Source organism: Plesiocystis pacifica SIR-1 (genome assembly GCF_000170895.1).
In the GTDB taxonomy this organism is placed as follows: Bacteria; Myxococcota_A; Polyangia; order Nannocystales; family Nannocystaceae; genus Plesiocystis; species Plesiocystis pacifica.
Map to the genome: position 1 here is coordinate 13,214 of NZ_ABCS01000103.1, position 21,128 is coordinate 34,341.

Below are 21,128 nucleotides of genomic sequence, written 5' to 3' on the forward strand. Positions count from 1 at the left end.
GAGTATAGGCCGGCGGCCCTCGCCGTGACGACGCCAATCTCGCTGTCGCCTGGTCTCAAAATCGGTATCATCCCGGTCCGCGTGTACCACTTGCCCGCATACCTCGCGCTCGAGCGCTGGGTACTCGCCCGAACCGTGGTCGTCGTGCAGCCCAGCGGGCCCGAGGGCCCCCGGCGCATGCTCGCGGCAGGGGCCCGACAGGTCCTGGTGATCGGCGCGGACTTTCCCTCCGAGCCCAGCATGGATGTCAGGCCATCGAGCGGGGCGCGGCTGCCTCTGCGCGACGGGAGCGTCGACATCGTGGTCTGCGTCGAGGCCTACGGCGGGCTGCGCAATACCGATCGTCGGGAGCTGCTGCGCGAGGCCAGCCGAGTGCTGCGCAGCGACGGCATCTTCTGCGCGTGGATCGAGCAGCGCGAGTCCGAGGCCTTCGGCCGGACCCTGGCGGGCTCGTCCCAGGTCGACTTTTGGGGCCTCGAGGACCAGATCAGCGCGATCTTTCCTCGGGTCGACATGCTCGCCCAGATGCCCTGGCAGGGCTTCTCGCTCGCGCCGATCCTCGACGAGGACGCGGGCTACGGCGAGCCCGAGGACCCGGTCCTGGCCCTGCGCGAAGAGCTCCTGGAGGAGGCCCCGGAGGCCTCGCACTACCTCGCCGTGGCCAGCAAGTCGCGGGTCCCGGCAGGGCTCGCGCGCGAGTGTCTGTTGATCCCCCTGCCTCGGGATCAGGTGTTCGGTTTCGACCCCCTGGCCGAGCGGGCGGGGGCCGACGCGGAGATCGAAGAGCTGCGCGACGAGCTCGATCGCCTGCGCGAAGAGCTGAGCCTGCGCGCGGCCAAGGTCGCCGCCGCCCACGGCCGCGTGCGCGAGCTCGAGGGCCAGATGGAGAGCCTGCGCGCGCGCTCGAGCGAGGTCGAGGTCGCCGAGGTCGAGCGCCTGCGCGACGCCCTGACCGAGGCCGAGACGCAGCTGAGCATCCTGCGGGCGCGGGAGCAAGAGCAGGGCTCTCAGCTCGCGCGCCTCGAGGACGAGCGCCTCGACCTGCTCAGCGAGCTCGAGTCGGCGCGCACCGAGCAAGACAGCCGCGGCGCGAGCGTGGCCCACGTCGAGGCGGAGCTGCGCGCGGCCTTGGACCAGGCGCGGTCGCGGGCCCGGGACGCCGAGGACCAGGCGCGGACGGCCGAAGAGCACCTGCGCGCGCAGGAGACCGATCTCCAGGTCCTGACCCGGACCTCGGCCGAGCAAGACCGCGCCGTCCAGCGCCTGACCCAGCAGCTCGAGGCCGAGCGCGAGGCCGTCGAGGCCGCCCGCGAGGACGAGCGGGCCCTGCGGGAGCGCCTCGACTCCCTGGACTCCGAGCGCGAGGAGCTGCGCCGGCAAAACGAGGTCTACGTCGCCGAGCGCGAGGGGGCGCGCAAGCTCGCCCAGCGCATGGAGGCTGAGCTCGACGTCGCCAGCCGCAGGGCCCAGCAACAGGACGCATCGCTCGCGGCCAAGATCGAAGAAGCCTCGCGCCTCGCCGGCGAGCTCGAGGCCATGCGCAAGCGCCTCGACGAGGCCGAGAAGAGCCTCGCGCAGACCCGGACCCGCGCCGAAGAGCTGTCGGCGACGGCGGCCCAGGGCGTGGAGCAGGGTCGGATGCTGGCCGACGTCGCCGTCGACCGCGACCGCTTGCGCGACGAGCTGGGCCAGCGCAACCGCCAGTTCGAGGAGCTCGAGGGCCGACTCTGGGATGTCCGCGAGCAGCTCCAGCGCGAGCGCCTCGAGGGCGTGCGCGTGGCCGGGGAGGTCGAGCGCCTCAAGGAGCAGCTCGAGCGCTCCCGGGCGGAGGAGCAGCGGCGCATCCAGGAGGTCGGCGAGCTGGGCCGGGAGCTCCGCGCCCTCGAGGTGTCCAAGGCCGAGGCGACGGCGCTGCTGCGTGCCCGCGATGAGCAGATCTCCCGCCTGGAGCAGGAGACCACCACGCTGGCGGGACAGTCCGCCGACGTCGACGAGCTGCGCGGGCAGCTGCAAGAGCGCAACACCAAGATCGCCAAGCTGTCCGAGTCGCTCGCGGCCCTCGAGGCCCGCGGGGAGCAGACCGGGGCGGTCGCCGAGAAGCGCGAGCGCGAGCTCCAGACCGCCAGCGAGACCATCGCCAAGCTGCAGGCGGACGTCGAGGCCCAGACCGAGGCGGCGTCCAAGGCCACCGGTGAGCTCGACGTCAAGGCCGTCGAGATCGAGCAGCTCAACACCTCGCTGACGGATCTCCAGGGTCAGCTGGAAGAGGCCAAGGAGGTCGCCGCCCGGCGGACCAGCGAGCAAGAGGCGATCCAAGAGCAGCTCGAGGAGGCCGCGGCGGCGCGGGACAGCTTGCGCCGACAGCTGCGCGACCGGGAGCAGGAGCTCGACCGGCTCAGCGCCGAGACGGGGACCAGCTCCGCCGAGCTCCTGCAGCTGCGCCGCGACCTCGAGGCGGCCACGGAGACCGCCGACCGCGTCGAGCGGGGCGACACCGCCGAGGGCCCGAGCAAGGAAGAGCTCGGCAGCTGGCCCGAGGCCGCGCGCCGCGAGGTCGAGCGCCTGCGCGCCGCCTTGGCCCAGTCGACCCGCGAGCACATCCGGGAGCTGACGGCCGCGCGCATGAACGCCGCCGCCGCGGGCCCGGCCGAGGTCGAGCGCCTCGCCCGCTTGCGCCTCGAGCTGGCGGTCCGGACCTCCGAGCAGGGCTACATGCTCGCCCGCCTCGACGGCGCCGAGCAGAAGATCTGGGAGATGACCGACGCCTCGGACCGCAACGCGGCCCGCTTCGCGGCGTCCTTGGCCCAGCTCGAAAAGCACAAGGAGACCGTCGACTCCCTCCTCGACGAGCTCGACGTCACCCGCAACCTGCTGGCCGCCGAGCAGGCCCGCGCCCTCGAACAAGAGCGGCTGCTGGCGAGCGAGCGCGCCAAGATGGCCCGGGCCGGCATCGGCGTCGACGGCTTCCCGCGCACGGACTTCGACCAGGAGGCCCTGGTCGAGCTCGACGACGAGAAGGCGCGCAAGGAGGGGCGGACGGCGGCGGCGGCGGCCAGGCGCAAGAGCCTGTCGGCGGGGGCCAAGCCCAAGCGGCCCGGCGCAGACGCGGCCGCGAAGCGGAAGCGAGACGCCACCCTCGGGCGGCCCACGGCGCAGGAGCTCGACCACGCCCTGGCCAGCCTGACCGACGACGACGACGACGACGACGCGAGCTTCGCCGACTTGAACCTCGACGAGTCGGGGCCGGTGCCGAGGGGAACGGCCAAGCCTGCGGCCGAGGCGAAGCCCAAACCCGCGGCCGAGGCCGACGCTCCCGTCCCGCGCAAGCGCAGCGGGTCTGGTTCCGGGTCTGGCTCGCGGTCGGGGTCGGCCTCGGGCGCCCGGGCCCGCTCAGGCTCGGGCTCGGGTCCTCGCGCGGCGGCTCGGGAGGCGAGCGGCCCCAAGCGGGGGACGGCCCGACCCATGGGCACGCGCTCGCGGATGACCGTCGAGGCCGTCGACGACGACGAGTGGCCCGAGGACTAGCAGTCGCCCACCCCGGCCGCGCCGGGACCCATGATCCACGAAAGCATCGTCCACGGACTCAGCTGGCGCTGAACCCGTGGGCGGCTGCCTTTCTCGGTAGGGCATCGGAGAAGTCCTCACGACACCTCGCTTGGTCTTTTCGCCGAGCTCTTTGTCCACGGCGCGAGGAGCCGCGACGACTTCTCCGATGCCCTGCGAGTCCCGCAGAGGGGAAGAACCCCCATGGGTGCCGGGGATCCTCCGGATCTCCCGGGCCTGAGTGACTGCTAGTCTCGACGCCGGTGGTGGCAGAGCGAGGAACCTCGAGCGTGCGACGTCGGTGCCTGTTGGGCGCGCTGACCCTGACCCTGGCGAGCTTGACGGGGGCCTGCGCCACGGCGAGCGAGGGGGGATCGTCCTCGAAGATCACCACGACGCCGCCGACCCTCGGACCGGGCTCCACGCGGGTGCGCGCGCCTGCGGTCGCGCTGCCCTTCCACCGCGCGCCGATCGTCGACGTGGCCCTGCTGCCGCCCGCCGCCGGGCAGCGCTGGCGGGTGGCCTCGGGCGACGAGGACGGCTGGGTGCGGGTGTGGGCCGACGGGGCGCTGGTGTTCGCCGCGCCCGTGCACGCGGGAGGCGTGAGCGCGGTCCTGGCCAGCCCCGAGGGCGCGCTGATCACCGCGGGCTTCGACGGTCGCGTGCTCGAGTGGCGCGACAGCCCCAAGGACGGCGTGCCCCGGCCGGCGCGGGCGTGGGGCATGACCCACGTCGCGGCTCGAGCCAGCGAGGCTGGCGAGGGGGACGAGGCGGAGCAGGCGGAGCAAAAGCCGGGGCCGCCGCCCGAGCCCGCGCCGATCACCGCCCTCGCCGTGGCCGGCTCGCGCATGGCGATCTCCGACGGCTACCACGTCCAGGTGTGGAGCCGCGGCGACACGCCCGAGCTGCTGTGGAGCCGCTCGGCCAAGCACTTCGTCACCGGGCTGAGCCTGTCGCCGAGCGGGAAGCTGGTGGCGGCCGCCGGGCTCTCGCCGCTGGCCCTGCGCAAGGGTCGGGCGGACCACCCCCTCGCCCCCCTCGAGGCGGGCGGCTACCCCTCCGAGGCCCTCGAGCTGCGCCGCTTCGCCGCCCGCGACTTCCCGGGCGCGCGGGCCGACTTCGTCGAGACCTGGGACCTCACCCGCCCGCGCCACCGCGAGATCTATCCGGGGGTGCCGATCGACCCCGACCTCATCCTCGAGGACCCCTCGGACGCCCACGGCCGCGGCCTGGTGGTGTTCCGCGAGGTCTGGAGCGGCGCCGAGGGCTGGGTCACCGCCGTCGATCTGCGCAGCCAAAAGCGGGTCTGGAAGCCCCTGGTCAAGCCGTGGCCGTTCATCACCGAGGGCGAGGTCGGGGCGGACGAGCGCGGGCTCCCGGTCGGGGACGTGCTCCGCGGGCCGGCGGGGGAGCTCGTCGTCGTCGACCACCACGCGGACTGGAGCGCGAAGCCCCCGAGCACGGGCTGGCTCGCGGCCGATCGCCGGGAGCTGGGGGTCGGCTACGAGCACGCGGCGATCGGCGACGGCCAGGGCGGGCTCGTCGTCGCGCCCTTGTCGGGCAAGGCCGGCAGCTGGACCGTGCCCGGGGAGGAGCGCCCGGCGCTGCTCGGCGTCGCCGCGACCCAGCCCGTGGTGGTCACCGCGACCCTCGGGGCCCGGACCCGCTACCGGGTGTTCGAGCTGGCCAGCGGGCTGCATCGCCTGCTGCGCGTCGAGAGCCCGGCCCAGGTCTTGCCCGAGCGCGCCGACGGGCGGCCGACGCCGGCGGTGTTCCCCGCGGACCTGGTCATCGACGACCGCGGCGAGGTCGCGACCTCGGGCTGGACCTTCGACGACGGCGGCCTGGCCTACGGCGCGATCCGGAGCGTCGCGGCCAAGACCGGAGCGGCGACGGTGCTCCACCACGGCTCGACCAGCGACGGCTTCCACCTGGGCCTGAGCCCCGACGGCGCCGAGCTCCGGGCGTGGACCCTGGGCGAGCAGCTGCGCGTGTGGCTGGGCGGCCAGGCGGCGACCCTGAGCCACGCCGAGGGGGTCACCCCCGTCGCGGGCCTGCCCTTGTTCTCGCGCAACGGGGCGTGGTCGGCCACGGTCGGCCGGACCCGGCGCGAGCTCGTCAACCGCCGGGCCTCGCGGGCGCGCCACTTCGAGGGCGACAGCCGGCGCAGCGGCGACGACCTCATCGCCGCCCTCGGCGACGGCGGCGTGCTGGCCCTCGTCCAACCCTTCGGCGGCGGCGAGCTCGAGCTCTTGTTTCCGCCCGCGGCCCTCGAGGGAGAGCAGGCCGAGTTCCAGGGCGTCGAGGCCAGCGAAGAAGTGCGCCGCGTCGAGCTGCCCGGGGCCGCCACCGCCCTGGCCTGGGTCGGGGGCTCCCTCGTGATCGGCTTTCAAGACGGCTCGATCGGCGCCCTGCTCGAGGGCTCCGAGGAGCTCGCGCGCGCCCCCTCGCCCGACGCCGAGCCCAACCCCATGCCCGTCCGCATCCTGCACGCAGGCGCCGGCGGCCGCGTATGGAGCCTCGCCGCCCTCGGCGACGGCAGCCAGGGCGTATTCGTCGAGCTCGACGAGCGCGGCCTGACCCTGCACCGCCTGCGCGACGACGCCTTCCTCGAGATCCACGTCGCCGACCGCAGCGCCAGCAGCCGCCACGCCGGCTCCGAGCCCCAGGCCCCCCGAGCGCAAGACATGGTCGCGCTGTGGCGCCCACACACCAGCGGCCCGCCCTGCGTCGTCCTCGACGGCAGCGCGGCAGGCGTCTGGATCGACCCTGCAGCCGAGGTCCAACGCTGGGGCCCCGAACGCGGAGCAGCCTTCTTCCGCGCCTTCACGCGCGGAGGCGAGTGCGGCGTCGAGGCACGCACCGAGCCCGCCGAGCCCGAGCCAGCACCCCCGCCCAAGTCGGAAGCCCCGCCCAAGCCCGAAGCCCCGCCCAAGCCCGAGGGCTGAGGCCGCACCCACTCCGAGCTTCGACGAGCAAGCAAAGCCTCGTCGAAAGGGCGTCGGAGCCACAGACCTCTGCACCATGACGGGCACAAAAGGGGCAAGGGGGTCGGGTCCCCCAGCGCAAGGAGCCGCTCCAGCGTTCGAGGAACCCGAGCCCCTTCGCCAACCTTCGGCGTTCGAGACCACAGCAGCCCACGCCTAAAGGCGACAGCGGGGGATCCGACCCCCTTGACCCGTGCCCGCTCTCCATCAGAGACGAGGCAGCTCGCCAAGCCCAGATCCAGAGCACCGCGACTCGCCCAGAGACGAAGCAGCTCGCCAAACCGGAAACAGAGCACCGCGACTCGCCCAGAGGCGAGGCGACTCGCCAAATTGAGCGACGCAGTACCCGCTACTCGTCATCGACGATGTGACAGCTGTGGCAGTTGAACTCGCCCCCGCCGCCCGCGGTCTTGCCGAGCATCTCCGCCATCGGGACCTCGACACCCTTCCACATGAACTTGACCATGTCCGGGTGCGCCTTGCGGTGCTCCTTGAACAGCCCCGCCTCGCGCAGGTGGGGCAGCTGCGGGTTGGGCATGGCGAAGCCCCCGTCGCTCGCGCCCTCGCCGTGGCAGGTCGCGCAGTCGAACTCGGCGAAGCGCGTCGCGTCGTGGGCCTGGAAGGCCTCGCGCATCTGCGGCTCGACCACGTCGACCATGTAGGCCATCTTGTCGGCGCGCGGGAGCTCGTCCCAGCGCTGCTCGTGGCCGGCGACGGTCGTCGCCTTGCCGACCTTGCAGGCCGGGAGCAGCAGCAGGAGCGAGAGCGCGGCGAGGAGCGGGAGCGAAGCCTTCACTCCCCCATTAGGGGCGCTCGAGCGCGGGGAATCAAGCCTGGACGAGAGCCCAATTAGGCGGGTCACAGCCCGGGCCCGCGCGCGAGCCACAGCGCCGGCCACAGCAGGCCGTCGAGGAGGACGGTCTGCACGCAAAAGGCCGCCGCCCCGGCGACGCTGAGGATCCGGGCGCGGGCAGGCAGGCGCGGCTCGAGGGTCAGCGTCGCGCCCAGGATGGCCAGGGAGCCGAGCGCGACGGCGAGCAGATCGACACACACGACGGCAAAGCGCAGCGCGCTCGGATCGCCGAGGTGCCACTTGGTCAGCGGCAGCCACAGCGCCGAGCAAACCAGCATCAGGGCGTAGGCGGCGAGCAAGCTCGGGTAGCCGCGGCCGCCGAGCATGCGCGCGCCCGATGCCTCGGCGCGGAAGGTCAGCGGGATCGAGTAGGCGAAGTAGCCCGCCGCCGCGACGAACATCCACGCGGTGTAGAGCCCGCGCAGGGACTCGGGCACGCCGCCCCACATCATCGCCGTCGCGTCGGGCCAGACCACGAAGCCGACGACGTAGCTGACCAGCACGAGGGGCCCGGCGGTCAGCTGCAGGGCGAGCAGGGCGCGGCGCTGGGGGTCCACCCCAAAGGCATGACCCACCCGGGCCGAGCTTGCGAGCGACGCCCCCAACAAACGCAAGGAAGGCCGCACGAACCGGTGCGGCCTTCCTTGGCGAGGGGCGCTCGCGCGCGGCTCAGAGCTTCTTGAGGGCGAAGAGCACGGCCTCGTTGATGGTGTAGACCGTCTCGTTCTTGATCTCGCCCGAAGGGTCGGGGGTCTTGCCGGCGGAGTGCCAGCGGATCACGCCGCCCTCGTCCATCACGAAGATGTTCGGGGCCTCGCCGATGGCCTCGAGGTAGGTGAACGCGCCCTCCATGCCCAGGACGCGGGTCGGGTTGTCCTCGGTCTTGTTGGGCATGCGGTACATGGGCGGGGGCGGCAGCTGGCCCACGCCGGGCTCGTTGACCTGGTTGTCCGTGAAGAACTGGCGCAGGTCGGTGTCGTTCATCGGCGCGCGGGCGCGCTCGTTGGGGTGGCGGATCTGGGCGAACACCAGGTCCACGCCGGCGGCGTTGAGGTCGGCCTGGGCCTTTTGGAGCACCTGCATGATCAGCGCGCCGTCTTGACGCTCGGTCGCGGCGGACCAGTCGAAGAACACGATCAGGCGCTTTTTGCCGTAGAGGTCGCGGCCGTTGACGAAGCCGCCGTCGACGTTGACGAGCAGCAGCTGCGGCGAGGCGTGGCCGAACAGGCGGCGGCGGGCCCAGGTCGGGGTCTCCATCAGCTCGGAGGCGCCCACGGCCCAAAAGGGAGGCGCGTCCTTGAGCGGCGGCATGCCGTTGTTGGGGTTGGCCGTGATCGTGACCTTGGTGACGGCCTTGTCGTTGCGGTCGTAGACCGTCAGCTCGTGGGGCTGGCCGTCGGTCAGGTTCATGCCGCGGATGTCCGCGCTGGTCGCTACGGGGTTGCCGTCGACGGCCTGGATGAGGTCACCGCGCTCGAGCGCGCCGCAGCCGTCGCACTCCGTCTCCTGGACGTAGGTGATGTAGGCGCCGCCAGGCTTGAGGGCGCTGTCGGGGATGGTGAAGCCGGTGTCGCAACCAGTGGCGGTGGTCAGCGACAGGGGGAGCAACAGGGACAGCGCGAGCGTGAACTTTTTCAACATCGGGGGCTCCTCGAGGGCTCCTCGGCAGGCGGCGGTGCAAGGGTCCGCCCGACCGGCGAGTGGCGCGGAATGTAGGACGCGCCGCCGCGCCGCGTCAACGGCGGGACCGCGTGCCCATTTCGGCGGTCACCTCGCACTAGCCCGTGTGCTGACTCATGCACTGGGCGTCTGGTTCAGCCTCGCCCCGCGTCCACGACTCAGGCATCGGGGACGAGCTCCGTGAGCTCCGGCAAGTACAGCGCGTCGTCGAGGGCCGTGCAGTTCTCGTAGCGCTGGATGATCTCCCGGGCCTCCTTGCCCTCGCGGTCGAGGCCCTCGAGCTGGTCGCCGATGGCGTCGACGCAGCTGCAAAAAGACAGGGCCTCTCGGTGGGTCGTCTCGTCGGCGCAGCGCTCGTCCATGCGCTCGAGGCTCCAGTCCATGAAGGGCGCGCGGCAGTCCAGGGCCGGGTACTCGACGGCCAGGACGCACTCGCACAGCTGCTCGTCGCGATCGATGGTCTCCTTGCTGATGTTGGCGCACAGCGACTGCATGTACGCGTCCTCCTGGCGCAGGCGAGCGTCGTATTCGACGGCGCTGTCGAGGATCAGCTGGGGGAGCACACCGATCGCGAACCACAGGAACACGGCGCCGATGGGGACCGCGACGGCAGCTCCGACCGCGAAGCCCCGGACGCGGGAGGGCCGGGGGTCATCGATGTCGGCGAGCGTGGGCATGGGCATGAGTATAGTCCGCGGGTCAACGGGGGCCCCGGCCCGGGCTTTCGCGCGATCTGATGCTGCACCGCGCCCGATCGGGCCGTGTGTTCAGCCCGCTCCCCCGCCGGTCCTCGAAGGTGCGGAGCCGGTTCCACCACGACACCCTTCAAAACCCGACGGAAAGCCCCTATCGTGGGTCGAGAGCGTCATCGGGCGAACGCCGTAAGCTCCCCTGGCCCCAGGGGTTGTGTGCCCACGGCCTGCCACGCCATACTCCCCTGCCAGCGCTTCTTCGCGCACCGACTCGCGTCATGAACTCGTCCAAGATCGGCCTTCGTCTCACCTCCCCCGTGCTCGCCGCCGCCTTGTGCGTCGCGCCCGTCAACGGCGCCCTCGCTGCCCCCGAAGAGGGCGCGACGGATGCTGCCGCGCCCGCCGAGGGCGAGGCCCCGGCCGAAGGTGAGGCCGCCGAGGGAGACGCGCCCGCCGAAGGGGACGCCGCCGAGGGAGACGCGCCTGCCGAGGGTGAGGCCGCCGAGGGAGACGCGCCCGCGGAAGGCGACGCGCCTGCCGAGGGTGAGGCCGCCGAGGGCGACGCTCCGGCCGAGGGCGAGAGCGCCGAGGGCGAGGTCCCTGCCGAAGGCGAAGCCGAGGGTGAAGCCACCGACGACGCGCCTGCCGAGGGCGAGGGCGAGGGCGAGGCCGCCGAGGGCGAGGGAGAAGACGCCGCCGAGGGCGAGGGCGAGGAAGAGGAAGACCTCATGCCCGAGGGCCCGCAGCGTCCCCCGGAGCCCGCCTGGGGCCCCAAGAAGCAGTACCCGATGAACGGCAAGGGCATGCTGATCAGCGGCGGCATCGTCACTGGCCTCGGCGTCGGCTTCATCGTCACCTCGATCATGATCACCCAGTGTGACTTCGAGTCGGGCCTGGCCTGCCGCTACGGCGACCAGCGCGACTTCCTGGTTCCCACCGCCGTCACCACCACCGCGCTCGGTCTCTTGCTGATCGGCGTCGGCGTCGGCAACAAGGCCAAGTACAAGAAGTGGGAGAACTGGACGCCCGAGAAGGCCGCCGTCGCGCCGACCTTCATGCGCGGCGGAGGCGGTGTCGCGGTGGCGGGCAAGTTCTAGGCTGCACCGAAGATCGTCGATTCGGCGGGTGATTGGCGTTGGGCTGGTCACCCGCTGAAGTAATTGGGGGGAGTCGTGGGGGCCTGGTTGAGGCGGACAGCGTGGTTGTTGGGTTGGTTTGACTGGGCTGTGTGCGGTGGGGTTGGTTGAAGCCGGGCAGCGTGGTTGTTGGGTTGGTCGAACCGTGCTGCATGGTTCTGGGGTTTGTTGAGACTGTGCTGTATGCGGCGGGGTTGTCCAAGCACTGCTGCAGGCGTGCTGCGTGCGGCGGGGTTGTCCAAGCACTGCTGCGTGCAGCCCGGGTTGGAGAGCAGGCTGGTTTTCCCCATGAGGTGCTATCGGGAGGCCCTCGACAGCGTCCGCCCCGACGATGAATCGTGCTCGCTTCGCTGCGCGCGATTCATCCACCTCACGCTCGCTTCGCTCGCTGCGGCTCCGGTCACGGGGCGGCGAGGGGAAATGTTTTGGCGGGGGTGAAGACCATGGTTGCTGGGACTTTGCTGGTTGTGGAGGTTGGTGGGGATGCAACCGGCGGCCGCGGACCTCGTGTTGGTTAGCCCGGCATTTTTCTGGCGCATACACAGCAGGCCGCTCGGCGGGAGGGGTCCCTGCGACGAGCACCGAGCTGCCTACAGCCTTGGAAGAGCAATGAGGTGTGGCTCGGCTCGAGCGCAGGAGTGGGGAGGAGCCCGCCGAATAGGCCGCGGAGCACCGTCGGAGCCACGAACGCATCGCAGTCCTACTGCACCGCCGGAGCCACGAGCGCACCGCAGTCCGACTGCACCGTCGGAGTCAACCAAGCATCGCAGTCCAGCGCCGAAGCAGAATTACGTTGGCGGAGACGAACACCTTCGCGGGTGTTCACCTCCGCCAAAAGAGCGCAACACGAAGCTCAGAAGGAGACGTCGAAGTAGAGGTTCCCGACGCTGAGCCACTGCTCGTAGACACCGTCCGCGCTCGGCTGCCGCGTCGGCGGGGCGAAGTCGTCGAAGGCGCTCTGCCCCTCGGTGTCGAGGGTGAAGTAGATGATCTGGGTCAGCGTGACGCCCATGGCGAAGTGCTCGTGGGCCTGCCACAGCGCGCCGAGGGACACGCTGATCTTGTCCATGTCGAAGAGCACCGGGTCGACGGTCTGCGCCGGGATGGCCGAGCTGTCGTAGCCGACGCCCGCGTAGACCTCGAGCTCGTCGGGGATGGCGAAGTAGCCGGCGCCCAGGCGGACGCCGCCGGCGTCCTTCCAAAAGCGGGGCAGGTGCTGAGTGACGCCCACGGTGCCGTCACCCGAGGCGCCGAAGTTCTCCGGGTCGGAGAGCGCGGTGTCGGTGTTGTCGAAGTCGCACTTGCGGCCCTCGGTGTTGGCGATCAGCACGCACTGCTTGTCCATCACGGACCAGCGCGTGTAGTCGGCGAACAGGCGCAGCTCGAGGCGGGGGATGGGCCGGTAGCGGAAGCCCAGGCGGACGATGTCGGGCATCGACTGGGTCAGCTCGATCTCCGTCTCGTCGGGGCCGGGGGCGGACGCGAAGATGTTGGTCAGCGTGCCCTTGAGGGTCATGCCGCCGGCGACGCCCGGCTGGCTGGTGTACGAGGCCCCGATCCACAGCTTGTCGACGACGGGCTCGGCGGTCAGGCCGACGGCGAAGCCGCCCTGCCAGCCGCCGGCTTGCAGCCAGCTGCGGCCCTCCTTGAGGATGTAGTTGTCGGGGTTGCTGCCCGAGACGAGGTTGTCCGTGCCGTCGGCGTTGCGCGCCCGGACCGTGTCGAGGGAGCTGTAGATCGCGCTGCCGCTGACGCCGATGGTCATGCGCGCGGGCTTGATCTTGAACGCGAGCGCGCCGGTGATGTAGGCCGAGCGCAGCGAGCCGTCGATGGCGAACCACCGCTGCTGGCCGTCGTAGGCCCCGGGGAACTGCTCGCTGTCCTGGAAGGCCTCGTTCTTGCTCCACGTCGCGCCGCCGCCGAAGGGGTAGTAAAAGGCCGCGCCGCCGTAGATGAAGTCCGTGCCGAAGTCGGAGGTCACGCCAAAGAAGGGCGCGCCGGCGACGTTGAACAGGCTGGCCGAGCCGTCGTTGGCCCCGGCCGCCTCCATCAGCGAGACGTTGGGGGAGCTGTCGAGGTTGTTCTGGGTGTCGACGGCGCTCTCGGGCCGGGTGTAGGTGACCCCGCGCAGGGCGATGATGCCGTCGGCGAAGATGTGCGTGCCCTTGGACAGGGCGATGGCGCCGGGGTTGTAGTAGATGCCGGTCGCGTTCTCGGTGGTCGGGTGGCCGTGCTCACCGCCAAAGCGCGCGGTCGCGATGCCCGAGGCCTCGGCGTCGCCGGACCACAGCCCCAAGCCGGCCGCGAGGGCGGCGGGGGCGAGGGCGGTGGCGAGGACAGCGAGCCGGGGGCGGGGCAGAGAGCGGGGGGTCGAGGAGAGCTTGGTCATGGTCGTCGGAGGTCGGAGAGGTCGGAGCGGGAAGGGCTGAGCTCAGCGGGAGCGGGTCGGGTGCTCGAGCGGCTTCAACCCCCCTCCGGCGGGACCATGTCGCAGCGGTAGGGGAACTCGATCGGCAAGGTCGCGGGGTCGGAGCCGTCGTCGCTCAGGCGGATCGCGCCGAAGGTCGAGCCCGCGAGGTCGTACTGCAGCGGGCTGGTGACCTCGCCGGTCATGTCGCCGCAGGCCGCGTCGGCGTGGACGATCTCGCCGGCCACCTGCAAGGTCGCCTCGATGTCGCTGCCGGTGATCGGGTTGGCCGCGCCGGTGACCATGACCGTGCCCATGTCGATGTCGTAGGTGCCGTCGGCGGACAGCTCGATGTCCTCGTAGCAAAGCGGGTCGCCGACGAATTCGCGGGGCGCGGTCGTGGAGCCGACGTCGAGGCTCAGGGGCTGGAAGCAGATGTTGGCCGTGCCCGCGGTCCCGTCGGCGTTGTAGGTGAAGTCGACGGTGGCCACGAACTGCAGCGGCGTCTCGGGGTCGAGGGTGGTCACCATCGCGTAGAGGAAGGTGCCGTTGAGGTCTGGGAAGGTCGGGTCCGCCGGCGGGACCATGTCGCAGCGGTAGGGGAACTCGATCGGCAGGGCGCTCGGGTCGGAGCCGTCGTCGCCCAGGCGGATCGCGCCGAAGGTCGAGCCCGCGAGGTCGTACTGCAGCGGGCTGGTGACCTCGCCGCTCAGGTCGCCACAAAAGGCGCTCGCGTGGACGATCTCGCCGAGCACCTGCAAGGTGGCCTCGATGTCGCTGCCGGTGATCGGGTTGGCGGCGCCGGTGACCTGCACCGTGCCCATGTCGATGGTGTAGCCGCCGTTGGCGTCGATCGGGATGCCGGCGTAGACGAGCGGGTCGCCGACGAACTCGCGGGGCGCGGTCTTGGAGCCGACGTCGAGGCTCAGGGGCTGGAAGGTGAAGTCGGCCTCGCCGCTGAGCCCGTCCTCGGCGACGGTCATGTCGACGGTGGTCACGAACTGCAGGGGCGTCTCGGGGTCGAGGGTGGTGACCAGGGCGAAGAGGTAGGTGCCGGTCATGTCCGGGAGGCCCTCGGGGCCGCCGGTGTCCCCGGTCTCCGTGTCTTCGCCGGTGTCCCCGTCGTCCGCCATGGGCCGGTCGTCCTCGGTCGCGTCGAGGAACTCGTTGAAGCGCGCCTCGGGGTCGGGGCAGCCGGTCAGGGCGAAGGCGATGACGCCGAGACCGCTCAGCGCGGTCGCGGCTTTGATGCTCGAAGGTAGGGCCATGTCGATCACTCCTCGAAAGGGCGCCGCCAGGGCGACGCGGATCTCGATGGTACACGACCCAATCGCGCGAATGGGCGGGGAATCAACGTTGTTTGGGGCTGAGCGACGTTCGCACGACCACCGCGTCGGTCGCCGGACGCAGCTGGCGATTCAGCCGGCGATTCACGAGGCGTCTTCGGGCGGCGCGATCGTGGCTTGAAGCTGGCTCATGAAGGCCGAGGCGAGCTCCTCCATGGTCTCCGTGGTCAGCTTCTCCGTCTCGCGGGTGTCGTTGTGCTCGATGACCCCGCTGTCCGGCTCGGGCAGCTCGTCGAGGAAGCGGCTGGGCTTGATCTCCAGCTCGCGCCCGCGGTCGACGCGGGTCGCGGCGCGGGTCATCCACAGCCGGTCCCGGGCCCGGGTGATGCCGACGTAGAACAGCCGCCGCTCTTCCTCCAGATCGCCCGCGATGGCGTCGGACAGCCGCGGCGCGTCGGTGCGCTTGTGGGGCAGGGTGCCCTCCTCGACGCCGATGATGAACACCTGGCTCCACTCGAGGCCCTTGGACGAGTGGAAGGTGGACAGGGTGATCGCGTCGGGCACGGCCTCGTCCTCGTCCTTCTTTTTGAGGTCGAGGTTGCCCAGGTAGTCGCTCCAGCGCGGCTTGCCCTTTTGGTTCCAGGCGCGCTCCTCGAAGCGCCCCACGCTGTCGAGCAGGAACTGGACCGAGTCCCAGCGGACCTTCGTGGCCTCGCCCGAGCCGGTCTCCTTGAGCACGCTGTCGCGCAGGCGGACGTTGTCGAGGAAGCCGCGCAGGGCGTCCTTGACCGAGCCGCGGCTGGCCGCGATCTGGGCGTGGCGCAGCTGGTTGTGGAAGCGCTCGAGGGACTCGAGGGGGCGGCCCGTGATGCCCTCGATCTCCTTGGCGTGGTAGATGGCGTCGACCAGGCGCTTTTGGTGGACCTCGGCCCAGTGGCTCATGCGCTCGACGGTCTTGCGCCCGATGCCCTTGGCCGGCGTGTCCAGGGCCCGGCGCACGGCGATGTCGTCGCTGGGCATGACCAGCAGCTTGAGGTAGGCGGTCGCGTCCTTGACGGTCTTTTTGTCGTAAAAGGGCTGCCCGCCGAGCATGCGAAAGGGCAGGCCGTGCTCTTGGAGGTTCTGCTCCACGGCCCGGGCCTGGCGGCTCGAGCGGTACAGCACCGCGCAGTGCTTGGGCCTCGCGCCGCGCTCGTGGATCAGCTGGTAGATCTTGTCGGCGACCCACTTGGCCTCGGACGGCCCGTCGCGGGTGACGACGAGCTGGACCTTCTCGCCGCCGGTGCGCTGGGGGACCAGCTCCTTGTCGTGGCGCGAGGTGTTGTGGGCGATGACCGCGTTGGCGCAGGTGGTGATCGGCGGCCGCGAGCGGTAGTTGGCCTCGAGCTTGATGACCTTCGCGTTGCGAAAGTAGAGGTCGAAGCCGAGGATGTTGGCGACCTTGGCCCCGCGCCAGCCGTAGATGGCCTGGTCGTCGTCCCCGACCACGCACAGGTTCTGGTCCTCGCCCAGGAGCTCGAGCAGCATCTGAAACTGCGCGGTGTTGGTGTCCTGGTACTCGTCGACGAGCAGGTAGCGAAATCGCCGGCGCCAGCGCTTTTTGGTCAGCGGGTTGTCCTGGAGCATCAAGGCGATGCGGCACACCAGGTCGTCGAAGTCCACGGCCGCGAGCGCGCGCAGGCGGTCGTCGTAGGCCTCGTAGAGCTCCGCGGCGATCTCGTCGTAGTCGTTGGACGAGACCTTGCGCTTGACCTCGGCGGCGCTCAGGAAGTCGTTCTTCCACAGGCTGATGCGCTGGACGATCGCGTTGATGTCCCAGCGCTTTTTGGCGCTGCCGCCGTGGAAGCCGTACTCGCGCAGCAGGGCCCGGACGATGCCGTTGACGTCGCCCTGGTCGAGGATCTGAAAGCGCGGCGGGACCTCGAAGCCCTTGGGGTCCTCGCGCATCATCCTGGCCCCGAGGCTGTGGAAGGTGCCGAGCACCAGGGCCTTGGCCTTGGCCCGGCCGACCATCTTGGCCAGGCGCTCGCGCATCTCCTCGGCGGCCTTGTTGGTGAACGAGAGCGCGACGATCTCTTCGGGCTGGGTGCCGAGCTCCATGAGCCGGGCGATGCGGTGGGTGATCACCCGGGTCTTGCCCGAGCCCGCCCCGGCGAGGACCAGCAGGGGGCCTTCGGTGTGCAGCACGGCTTCGCGCTGGGCGGGGTTGAGGCTGGACAGATCCATGACCGCGGCCAGGACAATTACGGGTTTGCGATCGCCGCGGCAAGGGCGGGTCCGGGCCTGGGGAGGCTCGGAGAAGCCCGGCGCGGGGCCTGGACCGAACTCACTCGGGCTGGGCGGCGATCCGCATCGAGCCGATCACCGCCACGGCGCTGGCGGATCCCGGCGGCGACCCGCGGCCCGGCGACTCCGGGTGGACGCGCACGACGCATCCATTCTAGCGCCGGCTTGAGATCCGCGCGGGCTTTTGCTGTGCTGCGCCCGTGACCGCCCAGGCCTCCTTCTCCACCCTCGAGGTCGTGCAGCTCGAAGTCGGGCTGCTGCAGAACTTTTGCGAGGTGATCGGCTGCCCGCAGACCAAGCGCGCGGCCCTGGTCGACCCCGCCTTCGAGGTCGACCGCCTGCTCGCCGCCGCCAGCGAGCGCGGCTGGACCGTCGACACGATCTTGCTGACCCACACCCACGACGACCACGTCGCCGGCCTCGACGAGGCCTTCTCCGAGACCGGGGCCACGCTGCGCTGCCACCCCGCGGAGGTCGAGGTCGCCAGCGCGTTCGTCGATCGGGCCAAGATCGTACCCGTGGCAGACGGCGAGGACGTGGCGATCGGTGACGGGCGCATGCGGGCCGTCTACGCCCCCGGCCACACCCCCGGCTGCGTGTGCTGGTACGGCCCCGAGGCCAAGGCGCTGATCACCGGCGACGTGCTCTTCGTCGGCTCGTGCGGCGGCGTCAGCTACCCCGGCTCCGACCCGGCGGCCATGGTCCACACCCTCCAGCGCAAGCTCGGCAGCTTGCCCGAGGAGACCCGCGTCTACCCGGGCCACGACTACGGCAAGACGCCGACGAGCACGCTGATGTGGGAGTTCGTCAACAACCCCGCGCTGCTCGCCGACACCCTCGAGGCATTCTGTGCCTACAAGAAGGTCCCCGTCCCCAACTGAGTCGTGGACGTGGGGCAGGGAGGGCGTGGCGTCGTCCACGACGGCTAAAATGGACAGGGACTGTGAAAACTTCACACTCCCTGAGTCGCACCCGCGACTCGCCGCCAAGCCGACCTCACCCCCGCCAAGCCGACCCCACCCCCGCCAAGCCGACCCCACCCCCGCCAAGCCGACCCCACCCCCGCCAAGCCGACCTCACCCCCGCCAAACCAACGGCCCCGAAGGGGGCCGGGCAGGGGGTGGGAGGCTCGGGACGGGTCCGCCCGGCCCGAGGGCGGGACCGGCCACGGTCCCGCCATCAAAACCAGAGCGAAGTTCGAGCACGAAGTGCTCTAACTTCGCGTATAGCTCAGGTACATGGTCTGCTTGCCCTTGGCCTCACCGCAGACCACCACGTACTCGTAGCCGCTGCCCGTGCCCTTGGCCATCAGCCGCTCGTCGTTGCCCTCGGGCGCGTCGAGCTGTGTGGGATCTTTGCCCATCTCCTTGGCGATCTCGGCCAGGGCCTGCGCCATACACTGCTGCGTGCTCGTGCCCTCGGCGAGCTCGAGGACCATGGCCGAGGCGTAGCCCCCGGACAGCATGGTCTCGGTGCGGTCCTTGCGGACGACCTTGGCGTCGGCGTAGAGCGACTCGTCGTACCACTTGGGCGGCTCGCCCTCGCGGGTCGTGCCGTTGGCGATGGGCTCGGGCGGGGTCTCGACGGGCTGAGCGGCGGGGTCGGCCGGGCGCGCCTCGACCCCGGCTTCCTTCTTGGTCGCGCCGGAGTCCTCTGCTTTGGCGTCTGCTTTGGCGTCGGGCTTGGCGGCCTCGTCCTCGACGGGTTGGCAGCCGAGCAGGGCTCCGGCGAGGGCGAGGGCGGCGAAGGGTGCGAGCTCCGAGCGGCGCATGGTCGCCAGTTTTAGCCCAAGTTCTCCGGACCGTCAGCCGAACAGGGAGCGGACCAGGGGGGCGAGCATGAGCGCGCCGCCCAGGGCGACCATGATCAGCACGAACCAGCGCACGACGGACGAGCCCTTGGCGACCTGCCAACGCGCGCCGAGCCATGCGCCGACCATCGATCCGATCACCAGCACCCCCGCCGGGACCCACGCGATCTGGCCGGCGAAGGCAAAAACCGGCAGCGCGATCAGGGTGTAACCGAGCACCAGGGCGACCTTGATGGCGTTGGACTTCACCAGGTCACAGCCCAGGTGCACGCTGAGCAGGGCGATGAGCGGGAAGCCCACGCCGGCCTGCAAAAACCCACCGTAGAGCCCGACGGCGGCGGCCAGGGCCGCGGTCCGAGCGTCGGGCTCGCGGGTCTGCTCGGGCGGGTTGAGGAAGCGGTCGGGCTGGACCAGCAAGATCACCGCCCAGATCAGCAGGCACACGCCGATGACCGGGCGAAACACGGCGTCGTCGAGGCGCGTGGCCAGCAGCGAGCCGAGCAGGGCCCCGACGATCATCGGCAGCACCAGGCGCTTGGTCAGCGGGTAGTCGTGGACTTCTCGTTTGTGAAAGGTCGCGACCGCGGCGCCGCTTTGAGCCAGCACGGCCACGCGGATGGTCCCGTTGGCCGTGGTCGCGGGCAGGCCCAGGGCGACGAGGGTCGGGATCAGCAGGAAGGAGCCGCCGCCGGCCATGGAGTTGATCACCCCAGCGAGGGCGCCCACGAGCAGCACGATCGCGACGTCGAGGCCCGGGCTCCCGGTCAGGCTCAGCCCGCCGAGCAGCGCGCTCCAGTCCGGGCCAGCGGCGAGCAGGGAGGGCACCACGGGGGCACGCTACGGCTTTTTTCGCGCGTTGAGAACGACGCGAGAAAAAATCTCGATCGCCGCGATCCCTCCGGGCCCCGCCCGGACTCACGGGAGTGAGAGCCAGCCATGCGACTCCCGTCTACCGTCACCTTCGTCCTCCCGGCCCTGATCACCCTGTTCGCCGCGCCCGCGCTGGCGCAGGCCGCCACTTGCCAGGTCGACCCCACGGGCAGCTTCGGCATGCCCCACCCGAGCATCGACGACGCCCTGAGCTCCGGGGGCTGCGACCAGCCGGGCTCGGTCATCGAGGTCTACTGCCCCGCGTGGGGCTGCTCCCAGGGCAGCACGACCATCCACGGTCTCGACCAGATCTACGTGCTCTCCGCCGAGCTGTGGGGCTACGGCCCGGCGACCCTGACCAGCAGCTACTCGGGCGCCGCGGTGTCCATCGAAAACAGCCGGGAGATCTTGTTCGAGGGCTTCGCTCAGATCGCGGGCGAGGACGTCGGCGTGGCGGTGATCGACTCGCGGGTGATCGTGATCGGCTCCCACGCCCATGGCCGCTACACCGACATCGGGGGCCACGGCGCGGGCATCTACGCCGAGGGCGACTCGCGCCTCGACCTGGTCTGGGTCGCGGTGACCGAGAGCGGGCGCGGCATGAGCTTGCAGGGCACGCACTCGGGGGCGCCCCACGTGCTCGCCGAGGGCTTCGCCGCGACCTGGAACGAGGTCGCCGTGTTCAGCGAGGGCTCCCCCGGCCCCGTGCTCGAGGTCCGCAGCGACTTCGGCCCGACCATGCACAACTACATCGTGTCCAACGTCGAGGGCGTCGAGCTGCGCGGGGAGTCCGACGCCGTGTTCGACCACACCATCGTCGCGGGGAACCTGCGCATGTGGCCGGGCTCGCCCACGGACCCGGAGGTCTTCAACGTCCAGGACCACGCCTCGCTGAGCCTGCGCAACGCGCTGATCTACGACAACGACTCGGTCCCCAACCCCGGCGTGCTGCTGCCCTGGTCGGCCTGCGGCGGCGGTCCTTCGTGCCACAACACCCCCGGGCGGATCCTCGAGCACGGCAGCTCCAAGCTCGTCAGCCTCGAGGCGAGCACGATCATCGACAACCAGACCGACATCGTGATCAACCTCGACGGCGCGGGCGGGGGCGGCATCGTCGTCGACCACACCGTGTTCGCCAACAACTGGGGCAAGGTGTTCTCGACCAGCAGCTACTACCCGGGCTGCCCCTCGATCATCAACCACGACTCCTTTTTGTGGGACAACCGCGTGGGCGTCGATCCGTCCAGCTGCGACCCGGGCTTTGGCCACGGCTGGGACCCCCACGCCATGCCCGGGGCGGTCACGCCGGACGCGATGCTTGGTTTCCCCCACTTCATGGGGCCCTACGCCGACCTCTACCGCGTCCACGTCCTCGAGCCCTCGCCGAGCTACGCGCTGCCGGCGAACCTCTACCTCGGGCCGGACTGGTCGGTGGACGGGGCGACGGCGGATGCCGACCCCCTCGACGTCGGCTATCACAACCCGCTGTGAGCTTCGGCGGGCCTAGTACCGCGTGTCCGAAGTCCGTGCCGGGTTTGGGAGCGGCACTGGAACCCGAATGGCTGTGTCGCCGCTCCT

Annotated in this window: 14 protein-coding genes; 5 read left to right on the top strand and 9 right to left on the bottom strand. The window is 71.0% G+C overall.

Going from position 1 to position 21,128, the window contains the following annotated elements:
- The first annotated feature begins 81 nt into the window (after positions 1-81).
- Together PPSIR1_RS33690 and PPSIR1_RS33695 are read left to right on the top strand one after the other, a co-directional pair.
- On the top strand, positions 82-3,525 hold the full coding sequence (locus PPSIR1_RS33690) for a methyltransferase domain-containing protein (protein WP_006975727.1): 3,444 nt from the start codon (positions 82-84) through the stop codon (positions 3,523-3,525).
- 308 nt (positions 3,526-3,833) lie between these two features.
- Complete coding sequence (locus tag PPSIR1_RS33695; protein WP_157596248.1) at positions 3,834-6,491, top strand: hypothetical protein; 2,658 nt, start codon at positions 3,834-3,836, stop codon at positions 6,489-6,491.
- A gap of 388 nt (positions 6,492-6,879) precedes the next feature.
- Here the strand turns inward: PPSIR1_RS33695 and PPSIR1_RS33700 are convergent, their stop codons facing one another.
- The 4 genes from PPSIR1_RS33700 to PPSIR1_RS33715 all read right to left on the bottom strand — a co-directional run bounded on the left by PPSIR1_RS33700 (position 6,880) and on the right by PPSIR1_RS33715 (position 9,740).
- A complete protein-coding gene (locus PPSIR1_RS33700) occupies positions 6,880-7,326 on the bottom strand; it encodes a hypothetical protein (RefSeq protein ID WP_006975729.1) in 447 nt (148 codons plus the stop codon).
- Between the two features lie 62 nt (positions 7,327-7,388).
- Complete coding sequence (locus tag PPSIR1_RS33705) at positions 7,389-7,940, bottom strand: hypothetical protein (RefSeq protein WP_006975730.1); 552 nt, start codon at positions 7,938-7,940, stop codon at positions 7,389-7,391.
- A 112-nt stretch (positions 7,941-8,052) separates the two neighbouring features.
- On the bottom strand, positions 8,053-9,024 hold the full coding sequence (locus PPSIR1_RS33710) for a PDZ domain-containing protein (RefSeq protein WP_006975731.1): 972 nt from the start codon (positions 9,022-9,024) through the stop codon (positions 8,053-8,055).
- Positions 9,025-9,221: 197 nt separating this feature from the next.
- Positions 9,222-9,740 carry a hypothetical protein gene (locus PPSIR1_RS33715; protein WP_157596249.1) on the bottom strand — a complete coding sequence of 173 codons (519 nt, stop codon included), beginning with the start codon at positions 9,738-9,740 and terminating at the stop codon, positions 9,222-9,224.
- Positions 9,741-10,033: 293 nt separating this feature from the next.
- On the opposite strand from PPSIR1_RS33715, the gene PPSIR1_RS49700 reads away from it, so the two are divergent.
- Complete coding sequence (locus PPSIR1_RS49700; protein WP_006975733.1) at positions 10,034-10,852, top strand: hypothetical protein; 819 nt, start codon at positions 10,034-10,036, stop codon at positions 10,850-10,852.
- 892 nt (positions 10,853-11,744) lie between these two features.
- Here the strand turns inward: PPSIR1_RS49700 and PPSIR1_RS33725 are convergent.
- From PPSIR1_RS33725 to PPSIR1_RS33735, 3 genes are all read right to left on the bottom strand, one after another.
- Complete coding sequence (locus PPSIR1_RS33725) at positions 11,745-13,280, bottom strand: OmpP1/FadL family transporter (RefSeq protein ID WP_006975734.1); 1,536 nt, start codon at positions 13,278-13,280, stop codon at positions 11,745-11,747.
- Positions 13,281-13,354: 74 nt separating this feature from the next.
- Positions 13,355-14,566, bottom strand: a complete 1,212-nt coding sequence (locus PPSIR1_RS33730) for a hypothetical protein (RefSeq protein WP_157596250.1) — start codon at positions 14,564-14,566, stop codon at positions 13,355-13,357.
- A gap of 162 nt (positions 14,567-14,728) precedes the next feature.
- Positions 14,729-16,810, bottom strand: a complete 2,082-nt coding sequence (locus PPSIR1_RS33735) for an ATP-dependent helicase (RefSeq protein WP_006975736.1) — start codon at positions 16,808-16,810, stop codon at positions 14,729-14,731.
- 260 nt (positions 16,811-17,070) lie between these two features.
- On the opposite strand from PPSIR1_RS33735, the gene PPSIR1_RS33740 reads away from it, so the two are divergent.
- Positions 17,071-17,751: an MBL fold metallo-hydrolase gene (locus PPSIR1_RS33740; protein WP_006975737.1), complete on the top strand. Its 681-nt coding sequence runs from the start codon at positions 17,071-17,073 to the stop codon at positions 17,749-17,751.
- Positions 17,752-18,083: 332 nt separating this feature from the next.
- Here the strand turns inward: PPSIR1_RS33740 and PPSIR1_RS33745 are convergent, their stop codons facing one another.
- Together PPSIR1_RS33745 and PPSIR1_RS33750 are read right to left on the bottom strand one after the other, a co-directional pair.
- A complete protein-coding gene (locus PPSIR1_RS33745) occupies positions 18,084-18,641 on the bottom strand; it encodes a hypothetical protein (RefSeq protein WP_006975738.1) in 558 nt (185 codons plus the stop codon).
- Positions 18,642-18,674: 33 nt separating this feature from the next.
- Positions 18,675-19,508, bottom strand: coding sequence for a sulfite exporter TauE/SafE family protein (locus PPSIR1_RS33750; protein WP_006975739.1), 834 nt, complete (start codon positions 19,506-19,508; stop codon positions 18,675-18,677).
- 108 nt (positions 19,509-19,616) lie between these two features.
- Between PPSIR1_RS33750 and PPSIR1_RS33755 the strand changes: the two genes are divergently transcribed.
- Positions 19,617-21,041 carry a hypothetical protein gene (locus PPSIR1_RS33755; protein ID WP_006975740.1) on the top strand — a complete coding sequence of 475 codons (1,425 nt, stop codon included), beginning with the start codon at positions 19,617-19,619 and terminating at the stop codon, positions 21,039-21,041.
- Positions 21,042-21,128: the final 87 nt, after the last annotated feature.